This window comes from Flavobacterium phycosphaerae (assembly GCF_010119235.1).
Classification (GTDB): domain Bacteria; phylum Bacteroidota; class Bacteroidia; order Flavobacteriales; family Flavobacteriaceae; genus Flavobacterium; species Flavobacterium phycosphaerae.
The window spans coordinates 592,484-607,332 of sequence record NZ_JAAATZ010000001.1; the positions used below are offsets into that span (position 1 = coordinate 592,484).

Consider the following 14,849-nt stretch of genomic DNA (forward strand, 5'->3'; position numbering starts at 1 on the left):
TACTACAAAGTTTCTAATTATAAATGACAAAAAAATCCCCAACAATGGGTATTTTTTATTAAAAAATGATATAATTTTACTACAATTAATTTATCTGAAATTAAAAATAGCTGTTTTACTAAATCATTCCGCTAATTAAAATATTGGCTTATATTTGTCGAAAAATAACCTATGTCTAAGAGTATCACTCCTTATAAAGATTCCGCACTTGGCAAAAAAGAACAAGTAACCCAAATGTTCGATACCATTTCGGGGAATTATGATGGATTAAACAGAGTCATTTCTTTGGGCATTGATGTTAAATGGCGTAAAAAAGTTGTCGCTTTAGTAGCCGCAAAAAAACCGGAAACCATTTTAGACATTGCCACCGGAACCGGTGATTTGGCCATTTTGATGACTACCACTACCGCCCAAAAAATAATTGGTCTTGATTTATCCTCAGGCATGTTGGAAGTGGGCAAGAAAAAATTCAAGGTAAAAATTTATCCGATAAAATAGAAATGGTTTTAGGTGACAGTGAAAACATTCCTTATCCCGATAATTATTTTGATGCCATTACGGTTTCCTTTGGTATTCGAAACTTTGAAACCTTAGAAAAAGGCTTAGCTGAAATTCACCGTGTTTTAAAACCTAACGGTGTTTTTGTTATACTAGAAACTTCGGTTCCGACAAAATTCCCTTTCAAACAAGGTTATACTTTTTATACTAAATACATTTTACCTTTGGTAGGGAAATTATTTTCTAAAGACAATAGTGCCTACGGTTACCTATCAGAATCAGCTGCTAACTTTCCATTTGGCGAAGCGTTAAACAATATTTTACGAAAAACTTCGTTTATAGATTGTAAAGCGTTGCCGCAAACCTTTGGAGTAGCCACCATTTATACCGCAACAAAAAAATAAAACTGAAGTTGTCAGCATACCAATGAAAAAAATATTTGTTCTATTTCTTCTAATTACACTACAGACACAAGCACAATTGGGCAAAAGTTTGTTTACCAAAGACCCAATCATAAACTTGGAGAATTTTGACAAACAAAAAGTGTATTGGGGCTATTTTTTAGGATTTAGTACTTTTGATTACAAAACCGATTATAAAGTGCCCGGAAAGGATATTGATGTGAAAGGACATACCGGATTCAATGTTGGACTTGTGGGCAGTTTAAGACTTCATGAATACGTAGAACTTCGTTTTGAACCAGGCTTGTACTACGCTAGCAGAACATTAACATACTCAGGATTCAACAAAGATCGTGATGCTATTAGAGAAGTAAAGGCAACTTACATCGACTTCCCGTTGATGTTGAAATTTTCTTCGTTAAGAACCGGTAATGTTCGCCCTTACTTGGTTGGTGGTGTATCCTCTACATTGAATCTTTCGAGCAACTCGAAATCAAAAGACGACAACCTGCAACAAAAATTCAGAGTAAAACCTTGGACCCAAAATTATACTTTTGGTTTTGGCGTTGATTTGTATTTTGAATATTTTAAATTCTCTCCTTCTATTCGAGGGGTTTTTGGTTTCAAAGACGAATTGATTCGCGACAATGACCCTAACAGCCCGTGGACAGGAAACATTGAATCATTGAAAACCCGTGCGGTGCTTATCAATTTTACTTTCCACTAAGAATTTCTTTTAAACTCACTCAGGAAAATAGCGGTCGCCGTAGCTACATTCAAACTTTCGGTTTGTTGTAAGTCTCCAAATCTCGGAATGGCAATTCGGTTTTTGATGCTTTTTTCTAAAACTGCCGAAATTCCGTTAGCTTCGTTACCAAGAACCAATATTCCTTCAGTGGGCAATGTTTCTTTATAAACATTTTTCCCATCCATAAAAGTACCGAAAACCGGCAATTGACTTTTGGAGAGATACTCCTCTAAATCTAAATAATTGACCTTGACACGAGCTATAGAACCCATGGTTGATTGAATTACTTTTGGGTTGTAACTATCAACTGTTTCTTTAGAACAAATTAATTGTTTGACTCCAAACCAATCACACAGTCGAATGATAGTTCCCAAATTTCCGGGATCACGAATATCATCCAAAGCTACTATCAAGCCAGAATTTTCAACATTTGTTTCTTTTGGAATTTTAAAAAGTGCCAAACACGAACTCGGAGAACTTAGCGCACTAATGCGTTTCATATCCTGCTCTTTTATCATTGTTTTTTGCGAAGTCGTAACCTTTGGGAAAATATCTTCGGTAACAAACAAATGTTCCAGCACAAAATTTGATAGTAACAATTCCTGTATTACTTTTACACCTTCAGCAAGGAACAATTGTTCTTCATTTCGGTATTTTTTATGTTGAAGACTGGTAATTAATTTTATTTGGTTTTTACTAACCATAAAATACTGTACTTTTGAATTAAATATTTCGCAACACTTGAAAAATAGTATCACAAAAATATCATTATTTATTCTAACTGGACTAATTATCTTTGGTTGCAACACCACAAAAAGAGTTCCTGACGGGAAAAGACTCCTGAACAAAAATGATATCTATGTTGATGGCAAAAAAGACAACACCGAAGACATCTTTAATCAACTCTATCAAAAACAAAACACTTCAATTTTAGGGTATCACCTTCGTTTGAACATCTACAATTTGGCCAAACCAAAATCGGATTCACTGTTCAAGGCCAAAATGATTAAAAATCCGCAACGCTATTACCGAAAAGCAAAATGGTTATCCAAAAAACAAGTCAAACGTTTGGGCGAGTCTTTCTTTTATTCGGGCAAAGATAATTTCTTGCGAAAAACAGGTGAAGCGCCCGTGATTTTAGATACTGCCAGCACTCGAAAATCATTACGCCGTTTAAAGTCATACTATTTCAACCGAGGTTATTTTGACGTTACCACCAAATACAAAATTGACACCCTTGATTCAAAAAGGGTGAAACTCAAATATGACATTGCCACCGGAACACCCTATATTCTTGACAGCATTGATAGTTACATCAGCAGTGCCCCGTTAGATTCGATTTATCAATTGCGAAAGAAAAATTCATTTCTCAAAACAGGCAAACGTTATGAAACCGTTGATTTTGATAATGAAAGAGGTCGAATCACTGAAGATTTCAGAAACAATGGTGCCTACCGTTTTCAGCAAAATTATGTGACTTTTGACATTGACACTATTGCGAAAACCCACAAAGCCAATGTAGATTTGGTCATAGAAAATGAATCGGTTAGAGTTGACGACAGCGTTAAAATGGCTCCTTTTGAACTGTACAAGATTAGCAAAGTAAATATTTTTACGGACCACAGCGCCACTGATCCTAACGCAAAAATAAGCGACAGCACGGTTTACAAAGACTTTACATTATACAGTGTTAATAAACTAAAATACCGCCCGAAAGCTATAACCGATGGTGTTTTTGTAGTCAAAGGCACTTATTTTTCAGATAACAAAACAACGCTTACTTCTAAGTACCTGAGTAATCTTAAGGTATTCAACTATCCTTTGATTCAATATGTAGAAGACAAAACACAAAAAAATGCTTTGATTGCCAATGTATATCTGACACCAAGGAAGAAATACACCTTTGGTTTTTCGACTGATTTTACCCATTCCAACATTCAGGATTTCGGAATTTCGGGCAATACTTTTTTGGCCATTCGAAATGTATTTAACGGTGCCGAAACCTTTGACATTGGGTTTAGAGGCAATATTGGTTCTTCAAAAGACTTGGCCAATCCTAACAATAACTTCTTTAATATTTCGGAAATTGGTGTGGATGCCAACCTGAATTTCCCGCGTTTGTTTTTACCGTTCAAAACGGATAAAATCATTCCGAAAACGATGATTCCTTATACTAAGATGAGTATTGGTTATGCCAAACAAACCAATATCGGATTAGACAAACAAAACTTTACGAGTTCGCTAACTTACAACTGGACACCTAAGAAAGGCGTCAACTTTAAATTTGATTTATTCAATATTCAGTTTGTAAAAAACCTGAATCCTACCAATTATTTTAACATCTATAAATCATCATACAATACGATAAATGATATTGCCAAAAACTACACTATTAATCCGGACTATACGGATGCAAATGGTGATTTGAAAATTGAAAGCGGTGTCTTAGGCTTTGCCAATGATGCGCTCACAGATCCAAGTTTAGGCATCACCGCTGCTGATTCTAAATCAATATTGAGTATTGTAGAAAGAAGAGTCCGATTGACCGAAAACAACCTGATTTTTGCTTCCAGTCTTTCTTTCTCTAAAACCTCACAGCGCGATTTGTTTGACAATGAGTTTTATGCCTTTAAAACCAAATTAGAATCGGCCGGAAACATGCTGTCTCTTTTGGCCAGGGCGGCAAAACAACTTAAAAATCAAAACGGAGCCAATACCATTTTTGATGTTGAATTTTCGCAATACATTAAAACCGAAGTTGAGTTTATCAAACATTGGGATTTAAAACGAAAAAAAGTACTGGCTTCTAAAGCTTTTTTCGGTATTGCCATTCCCTACGGAAACTCTACGAGTATTCCTTTTTCACGAAGTTATTTTGCCGGAGGTTCTAATGACAACCGAGCTTGGCAATCTTATAGTTTAGGTCCGGGAGGAAGCAGTAGTATTTTGGATTTTAATGAAGCTAATATGAAACTGATGTTGAGCACAGAATTGCGTTTTAATTTATTTCAAAAACTGAACGGAGCGCTGTTTGCCGATGCCGGAAATATTTGGAACATTTTAGACAACACTACCTTTGAGCCTTCTATTTTCAGAAACCTAAAGTCGTTAGAGAATATGGCGCTCGGTACCGGATATGGTTTACGCTATGATTTTAATTTCTTTATATTAAGGATTGATATGGGATTCAAAACCTATAATCCGGCGCTTTCTGAAGACAAATGGTTCAAGGAATTGCGCTTCGATAAATCGGTTTTAAATATTGGAATAAATTATCCTTTCTAAAATTAGAAATTATTATTTTTGTACCCTTAACTTAAAAACAACCACAACAATGGCTCACAATATCAAACCCGGAGTAGCAACAGGCGATGAAGTTCAGGCAATTTTTAACTATGCCAAAGAAAAAGGATTTGCACTTCCGGCGGTAAACGTAATTGGTTCCAGTACCATCAATGGTGTTTTGGAAACGGCTGCTAAGTTAAATGCGCCGGTGATTATTCAGTTTTCAAACGGTGGAGCTGCCTACAATGCCGGAAAAGGATTGTCTAATGAAGGTCAAAAAGCCGCTATCCTTGGTGGGATTGCCGGAGCTAAACACATTCATACTTTGGCGGAAGCTTATGGAGCTACTGTAATTCTGCATACGGACCATTGTGCTAAAAATTTATTGCCTTGGTTAGATGGTTTGTTGGATGCTTCTGAAAAGCATTTTGCCGAAACCGGAAAGCCACTATACTCTTCGCATATGATTGATTTATCGGAAGAGCCTTTGCACGAAAACATTGAAATTTGCAAAGAATACTTAACCCGTATGAGCAAAATGGGTATGACTTTGGAAATTGAATTGGGTATTACCGGTGGTGAAGAAGATGGTGTAGACAACTCCGATGTTGACAGTTCTAAATTATACACACAGCCTGATGAAGTAGCTTTTGCTTATGAGGAATTGATGAAAGTTTCTCCGAAGTTTACTATTGCTGCTGCTTTTGGAAACGTGCATGGTGTATACAAACCGGGTAATGTAAAACTGACTCCAAAAATCTTGAAAAACTCTCAGGACTATGTTCAAAATAAATTCAATACGGGTCATAATCCGGTTGACTTTGTTTTCCATGGCGGTTCAGGTTCTACCTTAGAAGAAATCAGAGAAGCTATTGAGTATGGTGTTATCAAAATGAACATTGATACCGATTTACAGTTTGCTTTTACAGAAGGTATAAGAGACTACATGACTTCAAAAATTGATTACTTACGAACTCAAATAGGCAGTCCTGACGGGGCTGATTCACCGAACAAAAAACACTACGATCCGAGAAAGTGGATTAGAGAAGGCGAACTGACTTTCAACAAAAGGTTAGAACAGGCGTTTGCTGATTTAAATAACGTTAACACATTATAAATTACGATTAAGGATTTGGGATTAAGGATTTGAAAATCCTAATTCCTCATTCCTAATTCCTAAATTAAAACATATGGCTTGGTTTAAAAGAACAGAAAAAGGGATTACCACCGCAACCGAAGACAAGAAAGACGTACCCAAAGGACTTTGGTACAAATCACCGACGGGTAAGATTATCGATCAAGATGAATTGGCTCGTAACCTATGGGTGAGTCCGGAAGATGATTTTCATGTTAGAATTGGCAGTAAAGAGTACTTTGAAATCTTGTTTGACAACAATGAATTTAAAGAGTTGGACGCCAACATGACGGCTAAGGACCCTTTACACTTTGTAGATACTAAAAAATATTCAGACCGTTTAAAAGATGCCATTGACAAAACCGGATTGAAGGATGCGGTTAGAACCGGAGTAGGTAAATCAAAAGGGAAAGACTTGGTGGTTTGCTGTATGGACTTTGCTTTTATCGGCGGTTCGATGGGAGCTGTAGTGGGTGAGAAAATTGCTCGCGGTATTGACTATGCTATTAAAACCAAAACGCCTTTTGTGATGATATCCAAATCAGGAGGGGCTCGTATGATGGAAGCGGCTTACTCGTTAATGCAGTTGGCTAAGACTTCTGCCAAGCTAGCGCAATTGGCTGAGGCTAAAATTCCTTATATTTCTTTGTGTACTGATCCTACTACGGGAGGAACTACCGCTTCTTATGCTATGTTGGGAGACATTAACATATCCGAACCGGGTGCTTTGATTGGTTTTGCCGGTCCTCGTGTGGTGCGTGACACTACCGGGAAAGATTTGCCGGAAGGTTTTCAAACCGCGGAGTTTGTATTGGATCATGGTTTCCTAGATTTTATTGCACCTCGTAAAGAATTGAAAGACAAAATCAATTTATATATTGACTTGATTTTGAATCAGGACGTGAGATAGTTTTTTACTTAAAAGAAACACCCTATAGAAAGGCACAAAGTTTTCACTTTGTGTCTTTTTTTTGTTTGGTATAGTGGTGATGACGGTTCTTATAGGGCTTATATTGTTTACTCTATTGGGAAGGGGTTCTTTGCCCTTGGTTATCGTGGTCAAACTATTGCTATTGGAGCTTCAACAAAAAGGAATAGTGCTTTTGACAACGGTATTATGACTTCCATTAAGGATAAAAAGAGCTTAACCATTAATATGATTGACTAAACTAATAGCAAGGGAGATTATACTATTGGCAAGATTGACTAAACCAATGACAAGGGAGTCTATACCATTGACAAGATTGACTAAACCAATGACAAGAGAGGCTATACCATTGACAAGATTGACTAAACCAATGGCAAGAGAGGCTATACCATTGGCAAGATTGACTAAACCATTAACAAGAAAGGCTATAGTAGTCCTTCGTTTGGCAATAGCGGTAGTGCGAATGGTTTTGGGAAAGCTTTTTGGGGATTACATACCGCTGCGGATGGCCTCTACCGGGTCTAATCTGGATGCGGAAATGGCAGGGAGAATACCGGAAATCAAACCAATGATAGCGGCTAAACCGGTTCCTAAGAGGATATTGCCCATGCCCAATACAAATTCAAAGTCAAGCGCTTGGGTTAATATAATGGCGATAATCCAGACCAGTAGCAAGCCTATTAATCCGCCGATTACACAAAGAATGATGGCTTCGAACAGGAATTGAAACAGGATGAATTTATTTTTGGCGCCGAGGGATTTTTGAATGCCAATGAGGTTGGTTCTTTCTTTTACCGAAACGAACATGATGTTGGCTATACCAAAGCCGCCTACCAGTAGTGAAAAGATACTGATAATCCACCCTCCTACTTTGAGGCTACCGATAATGTTATCAATCATATCGGTAAGTCCGGCCAAGATATTGACGAAGAAATTATCAATATCGCCTTGTTTTACCCCTCTGATGTTGCGGAGTTTTTGCGAAATCTCCCCTTTCAGCTGTTCAATATCGGCTCCTTTTTCGGGTTTGATGATAATAACCGGTAAAACCTGCTCGTTGTTATCGCCATAAATTCTTCTTAAAAAGGTAGACGGGAAAAAGGCTGACGTATCATCGCCTCCACCAATATCAATACCCGAATCGCCTTTCTTTTTGGTCACTCCGATAACGGTAAATTGCTGGCCATACATCCTAACAGTTTTCCCTATCGGGTCGAAATCATCGAATAAACTTTTGGCTATTTCATAACCTAACACCACTACTTGTTTTCCGGAATTGGATTCGGCTTCGTTAAAAAAGCGTCCTTCGGAAAACTCCATGCGTTGAATATCGACAAACTCTGAAGTCACCGGCACCATATTTACCGCTGATACAGTTTTTGAATCTTGTTTGATGTTTTGATTGTTGGTGAAATATTGGAAACAAGTGTTCTCCACATTATTTAAGGAACCTTTTAAATATTGGTATTCTTCAAATGTTACGTTGGGAAATTGTTCTCTTTTCCAGCGGGGCACTTCGGTTGGCCCAAAGGATTGGCTGGTTAAATAAATAGTGTTTTTGTCGAGTGTACTTAAATCGGCTTTGATTTTTCGGTCTAACGAATCGACTGCGGCCAATACTGCAATGATGGAAAAAATACCGATGGTTACGCCTAAAAGGGAAAGCATGGTTCGCAATTTATTGTTGCGGAGTGCGTTCATGGCAAAGGCAAAACTCTCTTTAAGCAGTCGAAAGTACAGTAGCATTTATGATGGGTTTACGGAATTGTAAATTTCTATAAAAATAATTGAAATCACTACAATTTTATTGAATGTTGTATAGGTGTCAAAAAATAAAATATTGTTACAATTGAGGCTTGAATTTTGGCTTGAAAAAAACTACTTTTGTCGCTTAAACACAACTACACAATGAACACTACAAAAACCATTAAATCGGCCCTGATTTCGGTATTTTCGAAAGACGGATTAGAGCCGATCGTTCGTAGGCTACACGAACAAAACGTAACCCTTTACTCGACCGGAGGAACAGAAGAATTTATTAACAACTTGGGGATTCCGGTAGTTCCGGTGGAAGAGGTGACTTCGTTTCCTGAGATTCTTGGCGGAAGAGTTAAGACTTTGCATCCTAAAATTTTTGGCGGTATTTTGAACCGTCAGGACAATGCCACCGATGTGGCCCAAATGAAGGATTTTGAAATTCCGCAGATTGATTTGGTGATTGTTGATTTGTATCCTTTTGAAAAAACAGTGGCTTCGGGAGCTAGTGAACAGGATATTATTGAAAAAATTGACATTGGCGGGATTTCGTTGATTCGTGCTGCTGCGAAAAATTTTAACGATACGGTAATCGTGGCTTCGGTTAATGAGTATGCTATGTTATTGGATTTGATTTCGACTCAAAACGGTACTACGACTTTGGAGCAAAGAAAACTTTTGGCGACCAGAGCGTTTCATGTTTCTTCGCATTATGACACGGCTATATTTAATTATTTTAATACGGATGAAACCTATTTCAAGACCAGTATAGACCAGGGGCAAGTTTTACGCTATGGAGAAAATCCCCATCAGAAAGGCTTTTTCTTTGGTGAATTTGACAAGATGTTTACCAAATTGCACGGCAAAGAATTGTCATACAACAACCTGTTGGACGTTGATGCCGCTGTAAATTTGATATTGGAATTTAAAGCAAACGAGCCTACCTTCGCCATTTTAAAACACAATAATGCTTGTGGATTAGCGACCAGAAGCAACATGAAAGAAGCTTATTTGGCTGCTTTGGCCGGTGATCCGACTTCGGCCTTTGGGGGTGTTTTAATAGCCAATGGTACGATAGATTTGGCTACTGCTAATGAAATTAACAGCCTTTTCTGCGAAGTGGTTATTGCGCCAAGTTATGATGATGAAGCCATTGCCGTTTTATCTGAAAAGAAAAACAGAATTATATTGGTTCAGCATGAAGTGGCTTTGCCGGAGCGTCAAGTTCGGACTTGTTTGAACGGACTTTTGGTTCAGGACAGAAACAATGTTACCGATACCAAAGACCATTTGAAAGTAGTTACCAACACTGCTCCGACGGCACAAGAAATTGACGATTTATTATTTGTTTCAAAAATTTGTAAAAATACTAAATCAAACACCATTGTATTTGCAAAAAACAGTACATTAGTGGCATCGGGAACCGGACAAACTTCGCGAGTGGATGCTTTGAAACAAGCCATTGAAAAAGCCACCACTTTTGGATTTGATTTGAACGGAGCCGTGATGGCCAGCGATGCTTTTTTCCCTTTTCCGGATTGTGTTGAAATAGCGCACAACGCAGGAATTACGGCAGTTATTCAGCCGGGAGGTTCGATAAAAGATGAGTTGAGCATCAATTTTTGCAACGAAAATAAAGTTGCCATGGTATTTACAGGAACACGTCATTTTAAACATTAATTTGTTTAACTTTGTCCGTTAAAAATTTATAAACATTTAAACCCTTAAAAAACTTATGGGATTTTTTGATTTCATGACCGAGGATATCGCCATTGACCTTGGTACAGCCAACACTCTGATCATACACAATGATAAAGTTGTAATTGATAGCCCTTCAATTGTTGCCCGTGACCGAATATCGGGTAAAATCATCGCCGTTGGAAAAGAAGCCAACATGATGCAGGGTAAAACACATGAAAACATAAAAACCATACGTCCGTTGAAAGATGGGGTTATTGCCGACTTTGATGCATCTGAAAAAATGATTTCGATGTTCATCAAAAGCATTCCGGCTTTGAAGAAAAAAATGTTTACTCCGGCACTTAGAATGGTAGTTTGTATTCCTTCGGGGATTACTGAAGTGGAGATGCGTGCGGTAAAAGAAAGTTGTGAACGCGTAAACGGAAAAGAAGTATACTTAATCCACGAGCCAATGGCAGCAGCGATTGGTATCGGTATCGATATTATGCAACCTAAAGGAAACATGATTGTGGATATCGGTGGAGGAACAACAGAGATTGCCGTTATTGCTTTGGGCGGAATTGTTTGTGACAAATCGGTTAAAATTGCCGGTGATGTTTTCACGAATGATATTGTTTATTACATGAGAACGCAACACAATTTATTTGTGGGAGAAAGTACGGCAGAGAAAATCAAGATTACCATTGGAGCGGCTACCGATGATTTGGAAACACCACCGGACGACATGTCGGTACAAGGTCGAGACTTATTGACCGGGAAACCAAAGCAGGTAGAAGTATCTTATAGAGAAATTGCTAAAGCCTTAGACAAATCGATTCAACGAATTGAAGATGCTATTATGGAAACGTTGTCACAAACGCCACCGGAATTAGCAGCGGATATTTACAACACCGGTATTTATCTTGCGGGTGGAGGATCAATGTTGAGAGGCTTGGACAAACGTATTTCTCAAAAAACCGATTTACCGGTTTACATCGCTGAAGACCCATTAAGAGCGGTAGTTCGCGGAACTGGGATGGCCCTTAAAAATATTCCGAAATTCAGAAGTATTTTAATCAAGTAATTAGAACGTTAACACTAATTATTTTTTATCTTTATTTCGACGGATATTTATAACAAACATTATACAGTTTAAAAATGCAGCAAATTTTTAATTTTATACTTAAAAACAGTAATCGCTTACTGTTTTTGCTGCTTTTAATCCTATCGTTTTCGCTCACGATTCAATCGCATTCTTATCACAAAAGTAAAATCATCAGTTCGGCTAATTTCTTTACCGGCGGGATTTATGACAGGATAAACAACGTCAACGAATATTTCAGTCTGAAATCGCAAAACGATGAATTGGCTCTTGAAAACGCCCGATTGAAATCGCTTTTATTCAATCAGAAAGACACGACTAAAGTGCCTCAGATTGATACCATCAAAGGCGTTAAGAAAACAGAGATTATTGTTTCTAAAGTCATTCACAACTCTTACAGCATACACGAAAACTACCTGACCATCAACAGCGGAGAAGCTGCTGGTGTGAGACCTGACATGGGGGTTATCAACAGTGCCGGGATAGTGGGTATCGTGGATAAGACTTCTAAAAATTATGCTACGGTTATCAGTATTTTGAATATTAATTCGAAAATCAATGCTAAAATCAAAAAATCGAATCACTTCGGGTCTTTGGTTTGGAACGGGAAAAGTACCGGTTTTGTGCAGTTGATTGATGTACCGCGTTTGGCCGGTGTTCGCAAAGGCGATACTATCGTAACCGGAGGACAGTCTATCATTTTCCCTGAAAACATTGGCATTGGAACCATTGATAAGGTTTATATCGATAACGTAACCAATTACTACACTTTGGATATCAAGTTGTTTAATGACATGACTAATTTGGGTCATGTGTATATCATTAAAAGCAAAGATGCCGAAGAAATTTCGAACTTAGAAAACCAAAACAAAAAAGATGAATAGTGCCTTACTTGGAAATATCGCCCGATTTGTCTTGTTGCTCGCTGCACAGGTTTTGATATTCAATAAAATTGATCTTTTTGGATTCATTAACCCGTTTCCGTATGTGCTGTTTATCATTTTATATCCGGTAAACGGAAACAAAATGGGATTGTTGGCAGCCAGCTTTTTCTTGGGAATTTTAATGGATATGTTTTGGAATTCGGGTGGTGTGCATGCCGCAGCTTGTGTGGTACTCGCCTATTACCGACCCGCTATTTTTAAATTTTCTTTTGGGTTGAGTTATGAATACCAAACGGTAAAACTCAACGATGTTTTAACCCCGGAACGCTTTTCATTTATACTAATTGCGGTTGTGATTCATCACTTTGTGTTATTCGTTTTAGAGGTTTTCAAAATGAGTTTCCTTTGGGATATTTTAGTCCGTACAGTACTTAGTACGCTTTTCACCATCATCACTTGTATCATCATCATCTACATCATTAAGCCAAGCAAACGATGAGAAAAGTTTTGTTGCCCACAATCATTTTCGTTGCTACGCTTTTTCTTGTAATGCGGCTTTTTTACCTGCAGGTCATTGACGATACTTTAAAATTAAAATCAGACAATAACGCCATCAAAATCAAATATGATTATCCTGAGCGAGGGTATATTTATGATAGAAACGGCAAGCTTTTGGTAGCCAACCAACCGTCATATGACATCATGGTTATCCCAAAAGACATCAAAGATTTGGACACCACTGAATTTTGTTCGTTATTAAAAATCACCCGAGAGGAATTTTTAACCAAAGTGGCTAAAGCCAAAGTATACAGCCCGAGATTACCATCGGTATTTTTGGCGCAGTTGAATAAAAAAGAGTATGCTGCCTTTCAGGAAATACAGCGAAAATTTAATGGTTTCTACATTCAGAAACGTGCTTTGAGAGATTATCAGGTAGCTTTTGGCGCCAATGTTTTTGGGTTTATCACTCAGGTAAATGACAAAATCATTGAGAAAAACAAATACTACAACAGTGGTGATTTGATTGGAAGACAAGGTGTAGAAGAAAGTTATGAAGAGATTTTACGGGGTATCAAAGGCGTAAAATACATTCAGAAAGATAAATACAACCGTGAAATTGGTTCGTATAAAGAGGGGAAGTTTGATACCATTGCCGTTCAGGGAAAAGACATTAATTTAAGTATTGATGCCGAACTTCAAAAGTATGGGGAAGAATTGATGATAAACAAACGTGGCGGAATTGTAGCTATTGAACCCAAAACCGGAGAAATCTTAGCCCTTGTTACCGCACCATCCTTTGACCCGGCTATTTTGGTAGGACGTCAGCGTTCCAAGAACTATACAATGCTTTACCATGACTCTATTGCAAAACCATTGTATGACAGAGGATTATTGGCAGAATACACCCCCGGTTCTCCCTTTAAAATCTTAACCGGATTAGTGGCGCTTCAAGAAGGTGCTATTGATGAAACAACATCTTTTAATTGTCATCACGGTTTTAGCTACGCGCCCGGGCGTTTTATGAAATGTCACTGTCATGGTGGCGAAATGCAATTGCACCGCGGTATATACGAATCGTGTAACACCTTATTTTCCAGTTCTTATATGAGAACGATTAACAAGTATAGCAGCCCTCCAAAAGGAGTTGATGTATGGAGTAACCACTTGAAAAGTTTTGGTTTAGGACAATTCATGGGATATGATTTACCTACGGGAAGAAAAGGAAGTATACCAACATCAAAAACCTATAAAAAAATGTATCCCGGCTGGGGCTGGTCGAGTAAGACTATTGTTTCGAATGCTATTGGGCAGGGAGAGGTTTTGATGACACCAATTCAGCTAGCGAACATGATTGCTGCTGTGGCTAATCGCGGATACTATTACACGCCTCATATCATTAAAAAAATCAAAGGACAACAAATTGACAAACGCTTCCGAACCAAGCATGTTACTACCATTGACCGAAAATATTTTGAGCCGATGATTAGCGGACTGTTTGACGTGTATAACTTGGGTACTGCTCACGGTTTGAATGTGGAAGGCATTGAGATTTGCGGAAAAACAGGAACTGCCGAAAACTACGCCAAGATTAACGGTAAGCGTGTAAAACTTCAGGATCACTCTATTTTTGTGGCTTTTGCTCCGAAAGACAATCCAAAAATTGCCATTGCGGTATTTGTGGAAAATGGGTATTGGGGAGCGCGTTGGGCCGGTCCGATTACCAGTTTGATGATTGAAAAATATATCAGAAAAAAAATCACCCGTAAAGATTTAGAAAAACGAATGCTTGAAGGAAGTCTTGAAGGCGAATACAATAAATACTACGCCAAACCTATTGTGGATACTTTAATCAAACAAAAGGTAGACTCATTTATAAAACCGGAAATTAAAAAAGAAGAAGTCAAACCTAAAGTTGCTCCCGCAAATTAATTT

12 protein-coding genes and 1 pseudogene are annotated in these 14,849 nt (G+C 37.9%); 11 read left to right on the forward strand and 2 right to left on the reverse strand.

Going from position 1 to position 14,849, the window contains the following annotated elements; genetic code table 11:
- The first annotated feature begins 171 nt into the window (after nt 1–171).
- Nucleotides 172–902 (forward strand): annotated as a pseudogene (ubiE, locus tag GUU89_RS02620) (bifunctional demethylmenaquinone methyltransferase/2-methoxy-6-polyprenyl-1,4-benzoquinol methylase UbiE).
- A gap of 22 nt (nt 903–924) precedes the next feature.
- Nucleotides 925–1,626: a type IX secretion/gliding motility protein PorT/SprT gene (gene porT / locus GUU89_RS02625; RefSeq protein ID WP_162126466.1), complete on the forward strand. Its 702-nt coding sequence runs from the start codon at nt 925–927 to the stop codon at nt 1,624–1,626.
- Here the strand turns inward: porT and GUU89_RS02630 are convergent.
- The gene (locus GUU89_RS02630) at nt 1,623–2,351 is read right to left on the reverse strand and encodes an RNA methyltransferase (RefSeq protein WP_162126467.1); all 729 of its coding nucleotides are present in this window, start codon (nt 2,349–2,351) and stop codon (nt 1,623–1,625) included. The two genes, porT and GUU89_RS02630, sit on opposite strands and share 4 nt — an antisense overlap.
- A gap of 37 nt (nt 2,352–2,388) precedes the next feature.
- Here GUU89_RS02630 and tamL point away from each other — a divergent pair, with 37 nt between their 5' ends.
- The 4 genes from tamL to GUU89_RS02650 all read left to right on the forward strand — a co-directional run bounded on the left by tamL (nt 2,389) and on the right by GUU89_RS02650 (nt 7,235).
- Complete coding sequence (gene tamL, locus GUU89_RS02635; RefSeq protein WP_162126468.1) at nt 2,389–4,932, forward strand: translocation and assembly module lipoprotein TamL; 2,544 nt, start codon at nt 2,389–2,391, stop codon at nt 4,930–4,932.
- A gap of 49 nt (nt 4,933–4,981) precedes the next feature.
- Nucleotides 4,982–6,049 carry a class II fructose-bisphosphate aldolase gene (fbaA, locus tag GUU89_RS02640; protein ID WP_162126469.1) on the forward strand — a complete coding sequence of 356 codons (1,068 nt, stop codon included), beginning with the start codon at nt 4,982–4,984 and terminating at the stop codon, nt 6,047–6,049.
- A gap of 73 nt (nt 6,050–6,122) precedes the next feature.
- Entirely contained in the window at nt 6,123–6,977 is an 855-nt protein-coding gene (gene accD, locus GUU89_RS02645) for an acetyl-CoA carboxylase, carboxyltransferase subunit beta (protein ID WP_162126470.1), read from the forward strand.
- A 48-nt stretch (nt 6,978–7,025) separates the two neighbouring features.
- Nucleotides 7,026–7,235 carry a hypothetical protein gene (locus GUU89_RS02650; RefSeq protein ID WP_162126471.1) on the forward strand — a complete coding sequence of 70 codons (210 nt, stop codon included), beginning with the start codon at nt 7,026–7,028 and terminating at the stop codon, nt 7,233–7,235.
- A gap of 249 nt (nt 7,236–7,484) precedes the next feature.
- Here the strand turns inward: GUU89_RS02650 and GUU89_RS02655 are convergent, their stop codons facing one another.
- Complete coding sequence (locus GUU89_RS02655) at nt 7,485–8,741, reverse strand: ABC transporter permease (RefSeq protein WP_162126472.1); 1,257 nt, start codon at nt 8,739–8,741, stop codon at nt 7,485–7,487.
- A gap of 162 nt (nt 8,742–8,903) precedes the next feature.
- On the opposite strand from GUU89_RS02655, the gene purH reads away from it, so the two are divergent.
- The 5 genes from purH to mrdA all read left to right on the forward strand — a co-directional run bounded on the left by purH (nt 8,904) and on the right by mrdA (nt 14,846).
- Nucleotides 8,904–10,430, forward strand: a complete 1,527-nt coding sequence (purH, locus tag GUU89_RS02660; RefSeq protein WP_162126473.1) for a bifunctional phosphoribosylaminoimidazolecarboxamide formyltransferase/IMP cyclohydrolase — start codon at nt 8,904–8,906, stop codon at nt 10,428–10,430.
- A 55-nt stretch (nt 10,431–10,485) separates the two neighbouring features.
- Nucleotides 10,486–11,514 carry a rod shape-determining protein gene (locus GUU89_RS02665; protein WP_121312631.1) on the forward strand — a complete coding sequence of 343 codons (1,029 nt, stop codon included), beginning with the start codon at nt 10,486–10,488 and terminating at the stop codon, nt 11,512–11,514.
- A 74-nt stretch (nt 11,515–11,588) separates the two neighbouring features.
- Nucleotides 11,589–12,416, forward strand: a complete 828-nt coding sequence (mreC, locus tag GUU89_RS02670) for a rod shape-determining protein MreC (protein ID WP_162126474.1) — start codon at nt 11,589–11,591, stop codon at nt 12,414–12,416.
- On the forward strand, nt 12,409–12,915 hold the full coding sequence (locus GUU89_RS02675) for a rod shape-determining protein MreD (protein WP_162126475.1): 507 nt from the start codon (nt 12,409–12,411) through the stop codon (nt 12,913–12,915). Before mreC ends, GUU89_RS02675 begins: the two co-directional genes overlap by 8 nt.
- Nucleotides 12,912–14,846 carry a penicillin-binding protein 2 gene (mrdA, locus tag GUU89_RS02680; protein WP_162126476.1) on the forward strand — a complete coding sequence of 645 codons (1,935 nt, stop codon included), beginning with the start codon at nt 12,912–12,914 and terminating at the stop codon, nt 14,844–14,846. The genes GUU89_RS02675 and mrdA overlap by 4 nt, the downstream gene beginning before the upstream one ends.
- Nucleotides 14,847–14,849 lie beyond the last annotated feature (3 nt).